Here is a 23,706-nt window from a genome sequence, read left to right on the forward strand (position 1 = left end):
CCTTAGTTTCTATAAATGGTATAAAAAGCACTGACCGCACCCACTCGATCTCCGCTACTGGAATTACTTGACCCCATCACTCTAAATCCACGTTTACCATCATCACTAACACTCGTCACACCAATTGCCATTGCTGTCTGCCCACGATAATTCGATATACCAACTGAAAACAAATTTTCTCCTGCTTTTACTTCTTTATTCAATGAGGCAAATGCAGTGGCTGCCGAAAGACCAGAAATATTTGATTTTCTAATATCAGAAATTTTCTTTTGTAAAGGCTGACTAGATGTCAACAACTGTCCCAATGTCAAAGCATCCGTATCATCAATACCTGGTGATACGTTTGTAATACGGTTACCACCATTATTTAACCCACGATTACTTAAAAAAACTTCTTTTGTTGGATCCGCTGAAGAAGGAGTAATAACAACAGCTTGATTATTAATTTGAGTTTTTACATCTTCACCATTCAACGTAATCATACCGTTACCTAATGAATCACCCTCTATACGAATAGCATCTTTACCATCTTGGCCATCAGCCCCTTTAATATAAATTGTACCTTTTCCAGTTGACTCATCATGTTTGACCATCACGGTACCTTTTGTAGAACCTGTAACCTCATCATTACGTCCCACGACTAAAGTGTCTTTTGCTCGCATGTTGATGCTAGATTGACTCTTAGCCAACTTGATAACAATATTGCCATCTTGATCGACAGTTGTAATAACATTAGCAGTATTATATTTTGATAAATCAACATGTTGTTTACCTTTAAGTTTAATCTGTCCACCTAATGCTTTATGAGAGAAATTACCTGAATTAGCCGCAAAAGTTAACCCAGCTTGTGCCACTGCCTGCACATCCGCTACATTTACCACTTGTTTTAACTGTGATCCGCGAGCATTCATCAAGCCCCCTTCCGTTTTCTGAGTACCATCACTTTGAAGTACTGTTTTTCCTAAAACCACTTCCTGAGCCTCTTCAACAGCAATAGGAGTCGTTTGATTCAACCCTAAACCACTCGCAACCTGAGTCAAATTCAGCGCCTTACCGGTAGCAGAAGGATCTTTAAGTGCAACACTCACCACCTCAGGTGAAACTTCTTTTCCTGTACCATCTGCTTTTGTATTAAAAACCTCTTTACCGTTCTTCATGACTTTAAAAACCTGTTTACCACTGCCATCTTGGTAAATCATTGGTAAAGCATCAGTCATCAAATCCTGAGTTATACCATCAACATCTGTTGCAATCGTAATAGCACCATTAGTATGCGTTAACTGTGTATGATTACCCGCATTCAATGTTAAGGTAGATGAATCTTTTTTGATTTCCGTTGAACTGGTTTCGCCATGATTATCGATACTGAGTTTCCAGCCTTTTTCCACCTCTGTACTTAAATTCGACAAAGTTGTATCACTATTGTCCATCTTACCTTTCAGATTAGTCAGTGATGTATTGACATTACCCACTTTTTGTTCAACATAAGATTTAGTTGAAGCGTCGTTATCCTTTTCAGGTGCTTTTACATTGGTAATTGCTTGATTACCTGCATCAAATCCTGACGATTTCAAACTCACGGTAGTAGTGTCTTTTGTGATGGAGATACCATCTGCACTGACTGTGGTAGTTGGTGTATCATTTGATGTTGTATCAACAAACTGTGCAGATTTTAAATTTTGCAAATCTTTAGCCAAACGTATTAACAATGCAGAGGTATCGGCACTCACCCAGATATTACCTGAAGCTGTGTCATTATTGCTTAATGTTGTTCGATTACCTTGACCTTTTAGTGTCAATGACTCACCTAGATTCACATGAACGCTTTGATCATCATTTCCCACAAAATCCATGCCTGCTTGAGCGACGGTCTGTAAGTCTGCAACATTTGCGGCATGATTCAGCTTAGCACCTGAAATACTCAATAAATTCTGAACACGATCTACAGCAGTTGATGATGGTTCACCCCCTATCGCACTAGCCACATTTGATAAAGTAATGACCTGATTACCTGCATCGCCATTAGCATTCACTGCTGACAACACAACTGATGATGAATCTACTTTGGTCGGTATCACTTCTGTGGCAGCTGTTTTCAAACTACCATCTGCGTTTAAATCTGAGGCTTTATACCATTTACCCTCTTTCTGGACTAATAAATTATCCGCATATCGAGCATCGCCTTCATAAGCCAAATAATATTCGCCATCAATCATCATCAAACGTTGTCCAGAAGCAGTCGTATAGACTATATTTCCGGCTAAACCTTCACGTAAAGCCAATAATTGATCCGTTGCACTCTTACCATCTAAACCATCTTTACCAGCAGGAGAAGTTGGATCTGATTTACCTACCTGACTTGGACTACCAATAATTTCAGTAATTCGATTCAACTGCTTACGAGTAGCCAATGCCGTTGGATCATCACTTTCCGCAATATTCTTTAACTGAACCGGTTTATCGTTTGCATCCGATACGTTCAATACACCATCATCAGCAGACAACTTGATATAAGTCGTACTATCGCCGATCTTTAAGGTCTTCGTTTGAACTTGTTTCAACCCAATCAAATTCGCAGCGAGTTTCAACGTCAAGTTATCATTGTCCGCTACCACTGCAATATTATCGGCAGCAGAGCTAAAATCACTACCCGCCTCCTCACCTTGAAGGGTGAGCGTTTGAGCTAATCCACGTTTCAGTGTTCCTTGATTACCTGCAAAAGTGACACCTGTTTCCACCACTGCACGTAAATCTGCCACTGTGACTGCTTGTGTCAAACCATGTCCTGACTGTTTCAATAAATTAGCCACTTGTGTTTGGGCATTTTGTGAAATCTGATCAACAGAATCCAAGCCCAAGGCACTAGCAACATGACGTAACACAATCGGATCCGTTGTACCACCATTAGCATTCACCAACGACAAGATAACCTGATCATCTGATACGGCATTCACCCCTGATTTGGGTTGACCTTTTTCATCGATATCACGTGTCAAATAGAATGACGACCCCACACGCACTAAGCGTTCACCGGTTGTTGTGGTATAAATCACCGTACCGGCGCTACCCTGTCTTAATGCCAAAATCTGATCATTCAAAGACTTGCCATTTAGACCATCTTGAGCCAAAGCAGAAGCATTGTCTATCGTGGCGGATGACACATCACCAATCTTATTCTTCAACTGATCTAACTGTGCTTTGGTCACTGCATCCGCATCAGCAGTACCAGCTTGAACATTCGTAACGCGAACTGGTTCATTCTCAGCACCTAAAACCAAGCTATTTTCACCCGCTTTTTTATTGAATGCGATAGGATTATGTTGACCTAAATTCAATGTCTTCGTTGTTACCGATGTTAAACCCGTTAAAGCGTTCGACAACTTCACTATTAAACCATTGTCAGGATGACCGTTTACCTCTAAATAGGAAGCATCAAAAGCACTGGTATCGGTTATCGTACTGTCGCCTTTTATCGTTAATGACGTTCCTAGAGGACGATGAATTGTATCACCTGTATTCGCTTTAAAATCTAAACCTGCTTGAGCCAATACTTGCAAATCACCCACTGTTGCCGCTTGCGATACATCTAGACCTTCTGCATTCAAAGCTTTCAGTTTCGACTTCGCCTCATTAACGCTCAACGCCGTCTTATCCGTAATATCTAAACCACTAGCAATATTATTCAGTGAAATAGGCGCTTGGGTTGATCCTAAAGCATTCACAGCCGCCAATCTTACTGAATCTGATGACACAGCAGCTCCTGAGACCATTGTCTGACCTTTTTCATCGACAGTAACTTCGGAACTACGGTAATACACACCATTTACCAACGTTAAACGATTGCCCTCTTCATCCACATAGACCAAATTACCTGCCAAACCATTACGTAAAGCCAATAACTGATCAGCCGCACTCTTACCATCCAAACCATCCTTACCAGCTGGGCTATCTTGAGATGACTGTGGTGTAGCGCCCCCGATCTTCGTTTTCAGCTCACTCAACTGTCTCATGGTAATCAAATCAGATGATTGTGTACCGTCAGCAATATTTTCTATTTTTACAGAAGACCCACCATTTGAAGTCAAATTCAATGACCCCAACTCATCATCCATCGCAATATTCAAAATATTATCATCATTGCCAACTTTTAGCGTACCCGTAGCCACACTTGCCAAGTCTTTTAGTGTTTTGGCCAATTGGACTTTAAAGGTCTTAGAAGCCTCATCATAGATGATACCGATATTTCCATCCGTTAACTCAGTAGCTCCACCTTTTAGATTTAAGGTTTCTCCCATCATACGGGTAATCGTGGTAATATCATGATCACCTTGATAACTCAGATTACCCAACTTCTCACGCCACGCTGTTTTCTGTGTATCCGAATTCAAATTACTCGCATCTACTTTAGCTAATGTCGTTTCTAAATCACTAATCGTAGCTTCATTAGAAAGGTTCTTCACAGCAGTATTTAACACCTTAGCCAAATTATCACTCGTTACATAGTTGCGTTCATCACCTGAAGCCACTGCTAGCTTATTGTCAGTCGTATGAGTCAAAGTTCCTGTATTAATATCAATTTTTACTGTCGCATTGGAATCCACGACATTCACTGTGGCTTTTGTACCATTTGCATCCACAAAACTAACTGTTTTAGCCGGTGCAAGTTTTGTACCCAATTCATCATTCGCAGCAATATTCCAAGCATTATTAGCCAGATCATAAACTTCTTTGACAGCCGCTTCAGTCGCACCACGAGATATATGATCTCCGGTACCATAGCTATCAGCATCAGAAGCCTTACGTGCTGTTAACCCAGAAACTTTTTCAATTCCAGTTAATTCTGATGTCAATGCATAATTAACCTGTCCACCCGTCTGACTGCTCGCTATTAAATTAGCACCGGAAACAAAGGTCAAGCCTGTACCTAAGTCAACTTTTTTAATATCCGTTTCACCATCTTTACGATATGAAAGCTCTGTTTTATCATACTGGTTATTCAGGTCTGTAACCGCCTGATTAATAGTAGCACTCCAATCTTTAGACGATACGGTATAAGTATCCGTCTTCGAATCATATGCCACCGTGACGTCTTTACCTGCTTTAACGACCGTTTTCTTATCCGCCTCCGTTTTTGCTTTACCTAAAGCATCAGCAATACTCGTTGCCCCATTCACACCATAACCATTCGATAAAGTTAATTGACCCGTAGCAGGATCCTCACTAACTTCACTACCCAAAGAAGCCTTAATCGTGTCTTTGACAGTTTTAAGATTAGCTACCGTCGCCGCGTCATTATCCGCTTCAGCTTTAATATTGGTAACCGAAACAGGCGCATCATTCTGTCCCGACAATTTCACAGCATCATTGTCTTGTTGAATCGTTATACCGTTGATACTTAACTGTTCGCTCTCAACCGACGTTAAACCATTTAGATTTTTTGCCAATTTAACGTTCAAGGTATCTGTTGACGATTGGCTGACTGCAATACTGTTTTCCAATAAATCCGATGAAGCACCCCCAGTAATACTGAGCGAGGATCCCAACAGATGCTCACTGTTACCAGCATCCCCTGCGACAGTCATCTTACCAAGTTGTTGACGCCAACTATCCACATCGATCGCTTCTACACTCGGTATTACCGTTGTTTTCTGACTAATTGTAGTCGTTAAATCTTCAGGTAAATGATCTATCTTATTCTGTAAGGTTTCATCCAATGTAAGAGTAATCTGTCCCTTATCATCAGCTGTCGTACTCAACCCTGAATTGTCGGCACTAACTACGCCAAAAACGCCGGTAGCAATTTTGACAGTTTTGGCAGTTTCATCGGAATCAGCTTTATAACGTAGGTTGAAACTGTCAATATCCATGCCCGTTTCATCCAGAATATAACGAACCGCATCAGAAACAGCCTTAGCCACACTATCCGCAGTCGCATAACCTGGGGCCGTCTGACTGTAGGTATCGCTCACCGTAACACTACCGCCATCCGTTACGCTCAATCCCTTGGTTTGAAGATGATAAGCGACATCCACTTGATCAGCTTGATTCGCTGTTTTCGCTACAGATACTGTTGCACCACTACCATTGACAAAACGTACTGTCGATCCAGTAGCCAATTTACTCGGCGTCGTGCTACCATTCTCACCGGCAATATTCCAACCCTCTAAGACTTTGGCATAAACCTGTTGAACAGCTGCCTGAGTAGCCGCATTACCTGCATTCTCACCTTGACCATAGTCTGCTTGAGTTGACGGATCTCTAGATTGCGTTAAAGTAATACTCTCAATGCCCGTCAAATCACCTTCAACAGAGTAAGTGATACCATTATCATTCCAAGAAGCCTCAGTATTCGCTCCATTAACAAAATTCAAACCTGATTGAAGTGACGTTTTCTTGCTCGTACCATTAGCTTGATATTTCAAAGCATTTTCAGCCAAGATCTCACTCTGCGTCTGTGTCTTTTTGTCCTGAATCGCTTGTGTCCAATCTTTACCCGTTACAGTATAAGTAGTTGTCTTCACATCTTGTTCATCAGTCGATTCTTTCGAGGTTACTGTTAAGCCATAAGACTCATTCGCCTGTTTTACAACGATTTTCTGATCAGACTGTGTCTTCGTCTGTTCAATCAAAGACGAAATACTTTGTGGATCAGCTGTTGACCCTTTGTTGATAGCAACTTGATGTGAAGCGTCACCTATAGTGGCAGGTGGCGTTCCGATTGCACTTACGACAGAATTAGCTAAAGCCGTCAACTGTCCATAAACCAAACCACTGTTTGCATTGGTTCCTGCTTTGAGATGAGTCACGGTCACGTTGCCGCCATTTGCTGATAAATTCAAATGCGTTTTATCGGAAGCAGATAAAATAATCTCACCATCATCCTTAGCGATCTTCAGTTTTTCAGTCTGTACGTGATTAAGACCGTCTAACTGTTTCGCTAATTTCAGTGTTAACTCTTGTCCATCTGCCTGAACAGAGATTAAGCCCTCTACCGTATTGCTAGCACCCCCTTTAATTGGAAGTGGATTCTCTCCCAAACGACGATCAACACCATTGCCTAGATCTCCTTTGAAAGACAAAGCACCCAACTGTGTTTGCCATGCTGAAACATCGATATTACTTGCATTTGCATCAGCTTTTTGGTTCAACTCAGCATTACTATCCGTCGGTATATGATTAAGTTTGTCTTGAGTACTTGATGACAACGATACGACAACCTTACCGTTTTCATCAACTTTGGTAACAATATTATCCCCACCTAAAATTTTCAGTTTTTCTGTTTTGATATTAATCTGCTTGGTCTCTTTATTCGTACTACCAATATAAGACAAAGTAGCTTGAGCAACATTAGAATCATTATTTGAATTAGCATTGCTTACTGCCTGTGAAATAGCGGCAGCCACTTCTGAAGCTGTAGCAAAACTAGGTTTGCTCGTTGATGTATCACCTGCTACCACTGATTTATTCTGTTCATCATAAGATAAACTCGTGGTATTGACATTGAATTGATAAGCCAACACATCATTATCTGTGCTGACACGGGCAGAAGTCGTCCCCAAGCCATTATCCAAAGTCACTTGTTTACCTAAGCCAACTTGTTGCGCTGTCTGTGCATTACCCTGTGTTCCTTGGATATTCCATGAAGCAGTGGCCTGTTCATACACCGATTTGACCGCAGCTTGTGTTGCCGCCTGATTCGCATGATCACCTACACCATACCCCTCACTAGAAGGATTACGTTCATCAGTCAAGGTAATACTATCCAACCCTGTTAATTGACTATTTAACTGGTAATTCACCTTACCATTTTCATCTGTACTAGCCGTTAAATTATCGCCTTTAAAAGTAAACCCTTTAGTTAAAGCTGTCTTCAACTTCTGTTCATCGGTTTGGCCCTCTATTCCATAGGCAATCTGCCGTGAGCCAAAAGTCGCCTTTTCTGCCTTAAGTGTATCCGCAATACGAGAAGTCCAATCCGTATTGTCATTCAAGGTATAAACCGTATCCCCCTCATCATCAGTAGAGACCGATGCTTGAATATAACGACCATCACCCTTAACTACAGTTTTATTTTCGGCAAGCGATTTAACCTCTGACAACGCCCCTGAAATCGTATTAGCGGATGTACCCGCCACTTGATTCTTCGTATAAGAACCGTCTGTTCCAACCGTAATATCGCTAGCTAATAAATTTTTAATCGTACCTTGCGTGTCTGTTAAATTTTCAAGAGTAGCTACATCCGCTATCTCCGTACCTTTACTTATGTTTGTGATACGAACCTGACGACTAAGATTTAAACCACCATCTGATGCTTCTGATAGCGTCAGTGTGCCATCAGTACCCCCCCCCAGCTGTAATTCTCCTACTTCAACTGAATTTAACCCGCTCAATGAACGTGCTAACGCAATATTCAACGTATTATTAGCAGCATCAGCCAAGACACCAATATTCCCTTCCGTTAACTTATTCGCTCCACCTTTGACCGTTAAGGTACCGCCTAAGTTCACATCTGTAGTCTGACCGCTATCACCCGCAAAACTAACAGGACCCAAGGCACTACGCCAATTTGTTATATTTGTATCAATATTACTGGCATCAGTTTTGGCATAATGTGCTAATTGATCTGACAAATCATTTGTTATCTGTTCGCCCGCCTGAGTTTTTACCTGTTCAATCGTATCCTGAAGATCCTTAGCCGTCACGTAGCCTGCCCCATTTTGGGCAGTGGTCTGAGTGCCTGTATGACTTAAACCTGCTGAAGTAATATTGAATTTTACCGTTGGCTGATTATGATCAAAAAGGACATTTGATTCGATACCGTTCTGACCTGAAATGATCACGGTTGTATCCGAAGCTACTTTCTCATTCTGATCATTAACCGTCATATTCCAACCAGCTCTGATCTTGTTATAAACAGTCTGAACAGCTTGCTCAGTCGCTAGACGATTCGCATTATCACCTTTTGCAAAATCACTTGCACTACTATCTCTGGCTTCTAGGCCTGTAATCTGCTTGATATTTTTCAAATCTGAATTTAGACCTAACTTCATCACACCATCAGATGCTACACTGGCATTGATATTCGTACCATCAACGAAATTCAAACCTTCCGTTAAAGTAGTTTGTTTAGATGGTGTCACGCTCGACGAAGTATAAGACAAGGTAACTGTACTCTTGTTATTATTCACGCTATCAACAAGAGATTGAATCTCAGATGACCAATTTTTACCGGTAATCGTATAGATAGCCACATCATAAGTAACACTATCAACATGATCACCTTTTGAGACAGTAATAGCTTTATTGGCGCGATCATTCAATGTACGAATCGTTTCCGCCAAGTTAATTGGAGTCTTACCATCACCTGTTGCGATACTGCCATCTGCGTTTGCGATCGCTCCGCCACCCAACACAGAAGCTAAATTTTGGGCAACAAATCTTAACTGTCTTAAATTTACCGCATCGGTATCTTGCGTTCCATCAGCCAAATTAGTAATGCGACGTTGCAAGCTATCAGAACCAATAGATAAAACATTAGCACGTGTCACCGTTGAGTTTGAACCCAAAGCAATACTCGAGGTAGCATTACTATCTACGGACGCCCCCACACCCATAGCAACTGACTGATCAGCCTTAGCTCCAGAATTATCGGCATTAACTAAATTAGGATCCGTATAATTGATACTAATAAAATGATTAGGAGTCACCGAAGAAGAAATCTGTACCTTAGTATTGTTCGCGTTCGTTCCCGGAACAACATTAATATGCGTATCTTCATTACCCGCTTTAAATACTAAACGCTGACCTGACTTCAACGTCAAACCTGCATTAGTTTGTTGACTATCTGACCCAATCGTCCACGATAAATTTTCTTTTGCAATATCAGCAATCTTACTCTTACCGGTATCACTAATATTGTCTATGTCTTTCGTTAACCAATTCAGATTATTATACTTATCAAGTTTACCTACTTTATTTAAATACGTATCTGTCAAACTAATATTAATACGATTATCTTTAGCTTCTGTGGTCAACGTCGCCCCATCACCCAACACAGATAAAGATTGATTGGATAGATCAATATCACTTTCTGTCTTGGATGAGGATATACCATCATCTGCAATCTTTAAAATCTTACTATAGTCATTTAAAGTCGCTAACGTCAACAAAGCATTCGCCGTGCTTTCATCACGCTTCAAACCACTTAAATTACGATTTCCCAAACTGATCGTCTTATCACTATCAGAGACAGTCAACACCGTCTGACGAGCATCATTACCCACTGTTAAACTTGAGAACGATGGAGTCTGAGACACAGACAAGGTAATCGTACTAGACCCTGTTGAATTATCACGCACCAATTTCGACGATAGATTCTTACCTTTATAATCATCCACATCACCTGCCACAACAGATAATTTACCGCCAAGGTATTGGACATATTGGTTGGAATGATTATCTCGGTAAGTAATACCTTTATTCATCTGCGCCAGTGCAGCTTGTACCGCTATACCAATTCCTGTGTATGTTTGGGTACTTCCATCAGCTTGATTTAAAGCTGGCAGAGTAGATAATGGTTGTAATCGCTTAGCTTCACCATCCAAGGTCAAACCATTTATTGATGACAAAAGTGCCTTCAACTGTGAGCCATTGATCGCTTCTTGAGAATTTAATGATACCTCACCTGCTTTAACACTACCCAACACCATACTGTCGCCCAGCGTTCTGACTGTTTGGTTCGCTGTAATAGCCTCATCTTGATAAGCATCAGAACCAAAGTAATTCTTTATACCAATCTTAACACTGGATGGATCATAAGCTTTTGCAGAAGTATTAGGGATACCACTTTGGGTATCAACAGAGTAAAACTTCTTCATTTGGTTGTCGTAGGTCACCTTAATCTTTTGACCATTTTCTTCGACATAGTACACCATATTGGCTTCACGGATAGTAAATTCCAAGGAACGCAATTGACCAACTGTCGCAATATCTGTATCCAAGGCACCCGGCGCCACATTCACAATACGACGTAAACCTACTGATGAAGTGCTATCATTACTTTCATTACCCGTAGCCCAACCGCCGACTGAAATCACACCCGCCGCATTTGAAGTATTAATAAAATAATGTGAACCATCTGCAATATATGGCTTTAATGTCAAAGCACTCGTTCCACTTGTTTGTGGCTTACGAACATCAGATCCATTATAAAAATAAGTTGTTGTCGAGTCTGTTCCCAAGGCGACCGAATTAATAAGGCTTGCAGATGCATTTTTACCAATAGCTGTTGACTGCTGGGCATTTGAAGCAATTGAAGAGTCTTTACCTATCGCCAATGATGCAACAGATCCTGCCCCCGAGTTAATACCCACAGCCATCGCACGTTCAGCAGTCGCTTCAGATGAATAACCAAAAGCCAATGAATTTGTTGCTGTAGATCTGGTACCCGATCCCACCGCCATTCCACTAACACCGCTCACATAGGAAGCTACACCCATTGCCATACCATTATTGGCACCCGCTTTCACATAAGAGTAAGGACTTAAAGCAAAAGAATTATCCGCATCAGCCAATACAGCATAACCAATTGCTAATGAGTTCTGCTTAATTGCAAAAGTACTACTACCAATGGCAATAGCATTCTTAGCTCCTGCTTGCGACATACTCTTCTGAACAGATATGTTACCAATTGTTAAATAAACATTTGGCTGTTTTTTAAAATCAGTTGCTTTAATAGATTCAGCTTTGGCACCAATTTCATCTAATAAATTAGATTTTGCACCAAATAAGTCCTCCACCACCACATTCGTCGACGCTGTATAGGCTTTTGATAACTGAATAGAATTTGCATCTGTACCATCAGCTTTCGTTGTAGTATTAAATGTAGCACCTGCATAGACATTCGTACCCATCGCTACCGAATTCTCAGCAACCGCTTTAGCATTATAACCATAGGCAACCGTACCCAAACTAGTAGCCTCAGTATAGTTACCGATTGCTACTGCATTGGCAGCAAATACACGTGCCTCATTACCAACTGCCGTACCACCTGTTGCAGATGCCTCCACAAAAGAACGCAAGCCCAAAGCCGTACCACCCTCAGCAAATGTCATTGCTAATGGACCTACTGCCGTTGATACATTCCCTAAAGCAATAGCACGTCCACCGATCGCAATCGATCCAGTACCACCAGCTACTGCAGGAGACCATCTTCGACGATCTGTACCATCACTACTTGTCCCCATATAACTCGAATCATACTTTGCTGAACTAATATAGTTACTAACCTTAGATTTCAAGGCGGTAATCAACGTGTCTTGCAAATAATCAGCATAGTCATTTGAAACCAAATCATCACTACCAATCACAATCGAAGAGTTACCCGAAGCGTAAACCTCAGCACCAACCGCGACAGATTGATCTGTTGCACCAGAGCTCATTCCCAAAACAACCGCTTGACTACCCTTACTGCTTGCTTGAGCACCAACCACAACTGCACCCTGACCACCAGCAGTACTAATGGTGGCATTTCGCCCAATAACAATACTATCTACCGTATCAGTTACCGCCTTATACCCCATTGCAATCGCACCCGTTGCAGTACCTATTGTTTCTCTATCAGGAGTACTCGTAGCTATTGCTCCATTACCAATAGCAATCCCATAAGTATCAACATTACAAGGAGCTGCTACCCAATTGGTACTTTGTGGATTCAAAAAGATAGCGCGTTTCGATACATTACTGGATACAGTCATGCAATTATTTTGCCCCGCTGCGTGTAGATTCCCTGCATATAACTCGATATCTGCAGCATAGGCATTATTAACACACAATGTTAGTAATGAAAAAGCAAAAAACACCCACTCAAAAAAGCCTTTGCCTTTCGATGTTATTTTTCCTTTACCTTTTACTAGTTCAGATACGACAACAACGCCCTTCTTTTCTTTAGAATACTTTGTTTTATAAATCTTATTCATTTCTCTTTTTAACCACAACTTTATCAGGTAAACTCACAATCAGTTCTTTTTACAACCTATAGTTCCCCTACTAAATGATTTTAACTATCATCAACGATACTAACAATTATATAAAATCCCTGACCATCTTGATTATATACAAAAACAATTTTAGAATAAACAAAATTCACACCTATCCTAGTTAGTAATCATTTAGATCTCTTGAATAAAAAGCTTCCCTGCAAATAAAAAACCTCTTTAGACAATGTCCCTAGAAAATATATAGGATTATTTATCTTGATACAGTTTTAAAAAAATTGTAGTTGGAATAGAACATCAAGCTCCTAAAAACCTTATTGCATAACAGCAACTATCATTAAATATCAAACAATGATGCTCTTATGTATCAAGAGTAGAGAACATTCTTGAACTGGAGAAAACCCCCTTTGGTCAGATAACTTTATTAATGAATAAAGTTATCTGACCAAAAAAAGGGGGAGAGAGAAATGATAATGTGATTAAAAATTACCAAATAAATCCAACACCTGCTCCAGCAGCATATTTACCTCTTGAATCACGGCTAGCATTCGCTTTTAGAATCACTTTACCGTTTTCCATCGTACTAGAAACACCGACTGCAACAGCATTTTGACCTCTGTAAGTTGCTCCTGCAATCGCAAAGACACTCTTACCAGGCGCATATACTTGAGGTAAGCTAGCCACAGCCACTGCATTAGCTACTCCCGCTTTCATATCTTTTTCAAGTCTATTTAAGTTACCACTAATGGTATTAATCGCTTGAGCATTCTGAGCCACTTGCATATTCGTTGCATGTAACTGGCTACCATTAATCGCATCGGTACTGGTGGCACTAATTTCGCCTGCTGCCACATTTTGAATACGGCGTTCAGAACCAGAAGCTCCCACACTAACCGCTCCAGTCGCTGTTGCACCTGCAAAACCAGCATAAGTAATATTACCTACTGTTGCTGAATCTACCGTACCCGTAGTACCCGCTGTTGTCGTGTTTCCAGCATTACCACTACGATCTTTTGCGACTGTTCCTACCTTAGAACCCTCTGTAATGGCAGTTTCCGCTCCCAATGCTACTGAGTTATCAGCAGTCACGGTAACATTATTACCTACTACAAAGGTATTATTAGTAGATACCGTATTGTCATTACCTAGAGCATAACTAGCATCACCTGTCACAGTATTTGGATCACCAATCGCACCTGAATGGTTACCACTGACTACATTACCCGTACCAATTGCCAAAGACTGCGTACCTTTTGCTTGAGAGCCATCACCCAATGCAATGGACTGAGCACCCGTTGCTTGTGCAGATGTACCTATCGCTACCGCATTCTGACCACTTGCTTGTGTTTGGTTACCCAAAGCCACCGAATTTTCGCCTGTCGCATTCGCTTCTGAACCCATCGCTATCGCATTTTTAGCATCGGCTACAGCTTTGTAACCAACGGCTGCCGAATAAGATCCTGATGCACTAGAGTCAATTGTATTTTTATCTGAACCTTGGGTAGATTTCGTACCATCGTTGACATGGAAGAACTTAATACCCTGTTCATTCATACGATAAATCGCAGACATCATGCTATTATCTGTCGTTTCTGTATTGCCTGAAACATCATAAGTCGTCAAGGCTTGTGAAACCGTTAATTTACTACCATCAGCGTTGGTATAAGGCGTTCCATCTGCTTTGGTAATATTACCGTCCTCATCTGTCCCCATCGATTTCTTGATGTCGTCTGCAACCAGTTTCAACTGATCTTCTGTCGCCGCTTGTCCGCTAGTTATATCATCAGCATCCCAAGTGATATTGGTCAAACCAGAAACCGTACCATTCGTACCATCAACCTTCACAGGTTTTCCATCAGTCGAACCGATCGTCACCCTATCAGACAGTTTAATATCCACTGTATTAGTACCACTATCAGAGGTACCAATCAAAAGATTATTATCAGAACTACTGAAATTCAAGGTTTCGCCTAGTTTAACCGTATCTTCGGTAGAATCATCAGTATTACCTTTAACTTTGAAACCTGTGTCTTTTAAATCAGACAGTTGATCGTTAAGTTTCGTGTACACATTTTTCAAATCGCCCACGTTAGCCACGTTGTTCAAAGCATCACCTGTTGCATCGGCAATATCCGTACCATCCAAACCACTGGCCACATTAGTAATTGCATTACCACCGTTATTCAAACCAGAGCTGGTTAGGCTTACTGTTTTTGATGGATCAACGGTACCATCGTCTTTGACTGGCGTAATAGTGATACCATCACCCGTTACCGCTGTGGTGGTGTCATTAGCATCTTTGGTTGTTAAACCATCATTATTCACCGTTGTATTGCCTGCTGTTAAGCTACCATCTTTGCTCAAATCAACGTCTTTAGCCAGTTTAACGGTCAAGGTACCGCTACTATCAGCCACGACACCGATATTATCTTCAGTCAATGCATCCGTATCCGCACCGCCTTTAATCGTTACGGTATTGCCTAAAGCGACTGTTGCATTACCAGAGTCACCTGCAAACGTTAAGCCTTTATTCGTCAAAGAATTAGCTACGTTATTAATCGCATTCACCAAATCGCTACCGGTCACAAAGCTATTATCCGCTGTACCACCATTACCATCAGTGGCTTTAACCGTACCATTGGCATCAGTGGTCAAAGTCGCCTTGTTCACCGCTACTTGAATCGTCGTGACATTATTAGCTGTTGTACTGCTCACTGTCGTGCCGGTACCATTTGCAAAGTTAACCGTTTTATCTTTCGTAATGGTTTGATCATCGCTACCGTTAGTCTGCAAGGTCCATTTACTCGCATCACTAATCGCATCATCCATCTGTTGCTTATTCACAGCATCAGTAGGATTAACCGCCTTGCCTACATTGGTAATCGTATTACCACCGTTATTCAAACCCTTATCCGTTAAGCTTACCACTTTCGAGGTACCATCTGTACCATCAGCTTTTGTCGGTGTAATCGTCATTCCATTGCCATTAATAACGGTATTGGCACCACTTCCTGTAAATGTTGCACTCGTCAAACCGCTCAATGCTTTAGCCAACGCAATGGTAATCACACCCTTAGCATCCACTTGGGTCATAATATTTTGACCCGCATCAAAATCACCCCAAATCTTATTGCTGTCTGAACCTTTGATCGTGATTTTACTGTTTAATTTTGCTGCATAATCAGTACCGTCATTGGCCGCAAAACTTAACCCATCGTCCAATGTCGCCACGGTATGCGAGGTGCCATTCGCATCTGCATACACCATACGCGTTGTGCTGTTACCATTCACATCTTTGGTACCATCCGCACCGTTAGTCGCATCACTGCCATTCGGACCGACTACGCTCAACGCCGCTTTAGCCGAACCATCCGCACCATTTTGACCATCTTTACCATTCAAGGTCACAGAATTAGCCGTTACATCATCCGAGGTACTAATCATAATCTTACCTTCAGACTGGCTCAAATTAACGTTTTTGCCAGCGATAAAGGTGACGGTATCATCAGCACCAATCTTCTCGGAACTACCTGTTGCAGTACCCTCTGTTTTATCAACCGCCAAAGTCCAAGTCGCATTATTAGCCTTGTTCACTTCCTCTTGAAGCGTGAACAACTGACCACCTGTCACCACGTCTTTACTACCCTTAGCAACCGTACCATCAGCAATATTCGTCAGTTTAGAACCGCCAAGATCTAACCCCTTGCCTGTGTTAGTGAAAGTAGTGGTATTAGCGCCATTACCCACCACTAATTTATCCGTCGCATTCACCGTACCACCGGTCAAGGTACTCGCTGTTACCGTGCCAGAAGCCGTAATGTCTTGCAATCCAGTCAAGGATTTAGCTAGTTTCACGATTAGGCTGCCTGAACCATCTGACACGACACCGATATTACCATCGCTTAGATCAGACTCAGTTGTATTACCACCCTTGATCGTCAAGGTTTCACCTAGTTTTCGGGTAGAAGCTGTACCCGTATCGCCCTCAAACGTAATACCAGCTAAAGCATTTTGCCATGCTGCTTTATTCGCATCCGTTAAGTTAGATGCATCCGCTTTGGCATATTCTGTGGCTAAATTAGTCGTACCAGCAGCCGCTTTCAACTTATCACTATCGATACTTAATGTGTAGCTATTCGCCGTTAGATCGTTACTTTCTGTTTTGTTCAAAGTTAAAATACCTGTGCTATCACTGACATCTACCTTAGTTTTTGCTCCCGTTACCGCATCATAAACCGCTTGAGCAGAAGCTACTTTATTCGTGTTGTTAGCAGTAGTATTATCAATCGCTTCTGCTACATTCACACTAATCGCAAAGTTTTTCGCTGCACCGTTTGAACCACCTGTTGTGGTCACGGTTGTGTAGTTATTGCCATTTGCGGTCACCAACCCTGTGACCACATCTTTACCAGCGTTGTTCAAGTTGCTTAGACTTTGATCTGCAGCATTGTCTAATTTATTTTTCGCAGTCGTATCTAAATCAATCGTAACTGTTTGATTGTTCACTGTGGTAGTAATATAGCCAGAACTACCATTGATCGATAAGGTTTGATTTTTCAGATCGATACTGCCCGTTGTACGGTTATCTCCAACCATATTCAATACCGAACTTAGGGAACCTGTTGCATTAGATACCGCACTATTAATCGCTGTGGCAATATCATTAGCTGTGACAAAAGAGTTGCCTGTATCGCCAGCCGTTACATTAGAACCATTCGTGGTTAATGTCGTGGTATTAATATCGTATTTCACAGTAGAGATACCTTTATTAGCACTCACACTTGCTGTCGTACCCGTACCATTGACAAAATTCACGGTATCGCCTGAAGCGACTTTAGTGCTAGTTCCGCTATTGGCTTGGATATTCCAACCTTTATCTAATTTTTGTTGAATATCGTATAACTGACCGCCTGTTACCGCATCTTTACTACCAGATGTTACTGAACCATTAGCAATATTCGTCAATTTAGAACCACCCAAGTCTAAGCCGTTGCCAGTGCTAGTCAACGTCGTGGCATTATTACCATTACCCACTACTAATTTATCCGTGGCGTTCACGGTACCGCCAGTTAGTGTATCCGCTGTTACCGTGCCTGTAGCAGTGATATCTTGCAAACCTGTTAAAGATTTAGCCAGTTTCACGGTTAGGTTGCCTGCACCATCTGATACCACGCCGATATTATTATCGCTTAAACTTGATGCTCCACCCTTGATCGTTAAGGTTTCGCCCAGTTTTCTGGTAGAAGCTGTACCTGTGTCCCCCTCGAACGTAATGCCTGCTAAAGCATTTTGCCAAGCAGTTTTATTTGCATCCGTTAAGTTAGATGCATCTGCCTTAGCGTATTCAGTGGCTAAATTAGTAGTACCCACGGCTTCTTTTAGCTTGGTGCTATCAATACCTAATGTATAGTTGTTAGCATTTAGATCCGCACTTTCTGTTTTGTTCAAAGTTAAGATACCTGTACTATCACTCACTGATACCTTAGTTTTCGCCCCAGTTACCGCATCATAAACCGCCTGTGCAGAAGCCACTTTATTTGTGTTATTAGCAACGGTATTATCAATCGCTTCCGCTACATTTACGCTAATCGCAAAGTTTTTCGCCACACCGTTTGAACCACCTGTTGTGGTCACCGTTGTGTAACTATCGCCATTTGCAGTGATCAAACCAGTGACCACGTCTTTACCCGCACTAGTTAAATTGCTCAGATTGTTATCCGCTGCATTATCCAGTTTCGTTTTTGCTGTGCTATCTAAATCAATCGTCACCGCCTGACCGCTGGCACTGGTAGTAATATAGCCAGAGGTACCGTTGATGGCGAGTTTTTCAGATTTTAAATTCACACTGCCAGAAGAACTATTATCTCCTGTGATATTCAACACCGAACTTAACGAACTTGTTGCACTATTAATCGCATTAGCAACACTTTCCGCTGTCGCAAAGTAATTACCTGCTTGACCTACTGTTACATTAGAACCATTCGTCGTTAATGTGGTAGTATTCACATCATACTTCACAGTAGAGACACCATTATTAGTACTCACGCTCGAAGTGGTACCGTTACCATTGGCAAAATTCACTTTGCTTGTCGGAGCAACATCGGCTACTTTAGTGCCATTACCCTGAATTTCCCAACCGGTAGTCGCATTATTTAATTTTGTTTGAATATCAGAACTTAATGCAACAGTATAAGTCGTTGCACCATTGTTATCTACTGATGAAGTAACGTTTAAGCCTGTACCCTCTGTTACATTTTCTTTTACCGCAGATGCCATTGTCGTTAAGGCGGTCGCTAAATCAGAAGCGGTCACAAAGGCATTACCTGACATACCAGCTGTAATACTGGTAATACCGCCATTGCTAGTATTAGGCGTAACCGTTAAGTTTGATGTATTCACATTAAAGGAAACATTGGCACCATTCGTTGCAGTCGCTACATTCGCAGTCGTGCCATTACCATCTACAAAATTAACTTGGTTATTTGCTTTAATAGTCGCCACCTCAGTGGAGCTATTATTCCCTACTTTCCAGCCATTGGATAGAGTGTTCACCGTGCTTTGCAAGGTTGAAATATTATTTGCATTCGTTGTAATATTCGCGGTGTTGTTAGCAATATTACCTGCGTTAGTTGAAATATTCGCCGTATTATTAGCGATATTTTGTTTATTGGTCTCAACTTGTTTCAAAGTAGTTTTAACCGAATCCGATAGATCTAATGTGTAATCCGTCGTTTTAACGCCATTAGCATCTGTAGTGGGCGTAGTCGTTAAAGCAAGGTTAGTGGTATTAGCACTGACCGTTGTAGCATTAGCGTGTACAGTATAAATAGCCTGACCTGTGGCTCCTGTTGTTTGTTTAACCACGGTATTTGAGCCAGCTTGAACCTCTGTTTTCGCTGCCGCAATCGCTTCATGAACAGTGGATTTACCTGTATTACCAATATTAGTCATGGTAATCGTACCATCAGCACCCACAGCAGCATTACCGCCTAAGACACCTTTAATACTGCTCACCACATTACCTAAGTTCGTTGCAACCTCATAAAGCTGGCTGCCATTAATGGCATCAGTTGAAGAACTAGAAACACGCCCAGCTGCCACATTGGTAATGGTACGTTCACTACCCGAAGCCCCCACGCTTACCGTTGAGTTAGGGTTAATGCCTGCAAAATTATCATATGTCATTCCACCTACCTCAAAATTTGAGGTACTGACTGTGGCGGCAGTGCTGGAATTTGCGCCTAAGGCAACACTATTTACATTGCTTGCCGTTGCGTTGTAACCTAACGCAAGTGCATTTTCTGCTGAAACATTTGCTACAGCCCCCAATGCCGTAGCATTTACAGCAGAAGCCATACTTCCTGCTCCTAACGCCGTAGAAGAGGTTTCAGTCGCTACTGATCCTGTACCAATCGCTACCGCCATGATACCAGAAACATTAGAATAAATGCCCAAAGCCAAAGATAAGTCTTTTGTAGCTTGAGCGCCCATACCCACAGCAATACTACCTATTGCTGTAGAATTAGTTCCAAGAAAAGAAATCGTTTTTTTAGTATAAGTAGTTAATAAAGAACGAACATCAGCAGAAAGTCCAACTGTATCATTCCTTGCATCACCTATATCATCACCACCAATGGCAATGCTACTATAACCTGTTGCATTAATATTATTTCCTAAAGCTATGGCTTGACTGGCCTTAGCATTTGTAAGACTGCCTAAAGCAAGTGCTTGATCTCCCTCAGCTATAGCATTATTACCTAGGGCCACTGCACTATTAGTAAAACTCCCTGATGCTTTACTTCCCTTTCCAATTGCAATATCCAAATTGCTTCTTGATGCACTACCACCATCTCCTGTATAAGCCAATACCAGATTGCTCGCAAAGCAACTACTCAACACCAATGAAGCTATAACTGTTTTTCTTAGCGATATTTTTTTCTGTAAACTTGTCTGTTTTTCCACGCTAGTGGCTTTTTTCTGTCCCTTCGCCAACTCTGAAGTTACCACAAATTGTCCGGTTACTTTACTCCAAATAATTTTATAAATCTTATTCATTCTTATTTTTCCTTCAAAATTGCCTAAAACAGGCAAAATAAAAACCTCTTAATTTTCTATATCTAAAAAAATGAGAATTATATATAAAAGACGATAAATCTAGCTTTTATCTACCTAATAACGAGGATAATTTATACACTTTGAAACAATTTCGTTGTAAAATAAACACAAAACTAAATATAAAAACAAAATAAACATCAATTTTTTCATTCTTTTATTTAACAATATGATTAAGTTATTTTCTTTTAACCTATCTGGCCACACCCCAAGCACAAAGTGCACCTGAAAATACAATCAGCGACATTCCTAACCAGCTTAACCAGTCAAGCGAATGATCCCAAAGAAAAAAAGCAATCACCGCTGAAAATATAATTGTCGTATATTGCAAGGTAGCTGTTAAAACCGTTGAACCATAACTAAAAGAACGTGTTAAACCAATCTGCCCCAACAAACCAAAAATACCGATTCCTAATAAATATCCTATCGTTTGTATATCTTGCTCGTATTGATCCGCCCAAATTACGCCAAATAAGCCGCTTACCGTTACAGATAATGAAAAGTAAAAGACCGTTCTAAAAACCGGCTCACCCACCTTACCTAAGTTTTTAACCGATAACATCGCCCCCGTTCCCATAACCCCTGCCATCAATCCAATCAAAATTGGGAACCATTGCTGATCTTCAACACTAGGACGTAATACAAACAACACACCACTAAAACCAATCAGAACAGCGATACATTGAATCGGATTTCTGGCCGTCACAGTCGTGATCACTAACCAAGTGGTAATAAATAAAGTCGTGCTATAGTTCAAACTCGTTGCTGTCTCTAATGGTAAATGAGCATAGGCATAAAACCCACACCACATGGACAAAACCCCACAAATACTGCGATGAAGATGCGATTTCATGTAGAGGGTTTTAAAACTTTTTTGTTGGTAAATCGCCCAAACCAAAATAAGAAAAATAGATGGCAATCCTCGAGCAAATATAATCGCACCATGGCTTGCTCCTTCTAAAGCGGAAAGTTTAATAAACGCCGCCATCACGGCAAAACTGGCACTTGCCATAATCATCCAAAGTGATTGTAAAATACCCATTATCATTTCCCCATCATCGAGGCAACATTTTACCGTTTTTAAATATTAAAGACTTCACTTTGCCACAGAAGTAATAATGAAAGAATCTTATCTCTTGTGATTTTCAAGTTTTCACATACACCATCACCTCATCAACACCCTCTACCCCAATAGCTAAGCTTTATTATGAATCTCACCGCATCGATATCATCCTCACTTCACTATCTGCCATGATTACGATTTTCTTTTTTTTAATTTCTAACCTCACCCCCATCTCTTCACTATATATTCATCCCTATTAATTTCTCTACACTCATTCACAAACGATGTGAGTTTATTGCTTCTCATCATAACTTGAACATGCTTGATTTCTTTTACACCACCCCCATCTTCCATTTAGTGACCTAAATAAGCTAAGATATAGGCACATCATAAAATTGGACTCAATTGGAATTTACTTCTCGCAGTCCCATAAATGTCAACAGAATTTAAATAGTGAGCCATAAACCATGACCAGAATTTTTCTTTTTGTAATGACCAATATTGCTGTTGTAGCATTATTAAGCCTAATCATTAATATCCTAGGGCTGAACTACTATCTCGAAGCCAATGGTATTAATTATCTGATGCTTTTAGGCTTTGCCTTAATCTTTGGGTTTGGCGGATCTTTCATCTCCCTATTGATGAGTAAAACCATGGCAAAAGCCAGTGTAGGTGCCAAGGTTATTGACCCCAACAACCCTGCTAATCAAACTGAAAGATGGTTAGTCAGTGTTGTCTATGATTTAGCCGACAAGGCAAAAATCGGACGTCCTGAAGTAGCTATTTATCAAGGAGCACCGAATGCCTTTGCAACAGGTGCTTTTAAAGACAAATCGCTAGTGGCCGTTTCCACTGGATTATTAGAAAGTATGACAAAAGAAGAAGTCACCGCCGTGCTAGGGCATGAGGTCGCTCACGTCGCAAATGGCGATATGGTAACGTCTGCTTTGTTACAAGGGGTTTTAAATACCTTTGTGATTTTCTTATCTCGCGTCATTGCCCAAATCGTTAGTGTCGCACTACAAAGCAAAAATCAACAGAGCGATGAAGAACAAAGTGGCTCATCACTTGGCATGGGAATGAGCTATTACATGGTAAGCATGGTATTAGAAATGGTATTTGGTGTGTTCGCCAGCATCATAGTAGCTTGGTTCTCTCGTTACCGTGAATATCGTGCTGATGCAGGTTCTGCTCATTTATTAGGCAGTACCACACCGATGATTCACGCATTAGAACGATTAGGTGGCATTAGCAGCTCCACTAAAAACACCTTACCTGCTAGCTTAAATGCATTCGGCATTACAGGAGGATTATTATCCAATCTCTTTGCTTCTCACCCACCGATTGCTAAACGTATCGAAGCACTTAAATCTGTTCGTTGATGTTTTAAGGGAAGTGACTGGCTACACGATCGAATTAATGATGGATTAAATTGATAATATCAAGTAACAACAAGCCTGAAGAGACGTTGATTGTGAATACAATTCGATCATCTTTAAATTGATAAACTAAAAAGAGTTGGCTAAATACCAACTC

Annotated in this window: 4 protein-coding genes; 1 reads left to right on the forward strand and 3 read right to left on the reverse strand. The window is 41.1% G+C overall.

Going from position 1 to position 23,706, the window contains the following annotated elements; translation table 11 throughout:
* Positions 1–2: 2 nt before the first annotated feature.
* The 3 genes from IX83_RS05845 to IX83_RS05855 form a co-directional block, all read right to left on the reverse strand.
* A complete protein-coding gene (locus tag IX83_RS05845) occupies positions 3–12,977 on the reverse strand; it encodes a YadA-like family protein (RefSeq protein ID WP_038500219.1) in 12,975 nt (4,324 codons plus the stop codon).
* Positions 12,978–13,481: 504 nt separating this feature from the next.
* On the reverse strand, positions 13,482–21,050 hold the full coding sequence (locus tag IX83_RS05850) for a YadA-like family protein (protein ID WP_038500222.1): 7,569 nt from the start codon (positions 21,048–21,050) through the stop codon (positions 13,482–13,484).
* A 250-nt stretch (positions 21,051–21,300) separates the two neighbouring features.
* On the reverse strand, positions 21,301–22,149 hold the full coding sequence (locus IX83_RS05855) for a DMT family transporter (protein WP_051919396.1): 849 nt from the start codon (positions 22,147–22,149) through the stop codon (positions 21,301–21,303).
* Between the two features lie 488 nt (positions 22,150–22,637).
* On the opposite strand from IX83_RS05855, the gene htpX reads away from it, so the two are divergent.
* Positions 22,638–23,552, forward strand: a complete 915-nt coding sequence (gene htpX / locus IX83_RS05860; protein ID WP_038500225.1) for a protease HtpX — start codon at positions 22,638–22,640, stop codon at positions 23,550–23,552.
* The last annotated feature ends 154 nt before the right edge of the window (positions 23,553–23,706 follow it).

The organism is Basilea psittacipulmonis DSM 24701 (assembly GCF_000743945.1).
Lineage (GTDB): Bacteria > Pseudomonadota > Gammaproteobacteria > Burkholderiales > Burkholderiaceae_B > Basilea > Basilea psittacipulmonis.

Bases quoted from the DNA above. Each gene is read 5' to 3' on its own strand.
- IX83_RS05845 (WP_038500219.1), bottom strand. From the start codon at position 12,977: ATGAATAAGATTTATAAAACAAAGTATTCTAAAGAAAAGAAGGGCGTT.
- IX83_RS05850 (WP_038500222.1), bottom strand. From the start codon at position 21,050: ATGAATAAGATTTATAAAATTATTTGGAGTAAAGTAACCGGACAATTT.
- IX83_RS05855 (WP_051919396.1), bottom strand. From the start codon at position 22,149: ATGGGTATTTTACAATCACTTTGGATGATTATGGCAAGTGCCAGTTTT.
- htpX (WP_038500225.1), top strand. From the start codon at position 22,638: ATGACCAGAATTTTTCTTTTTGTAATGACCAATATTGCTGTTGTAGCA.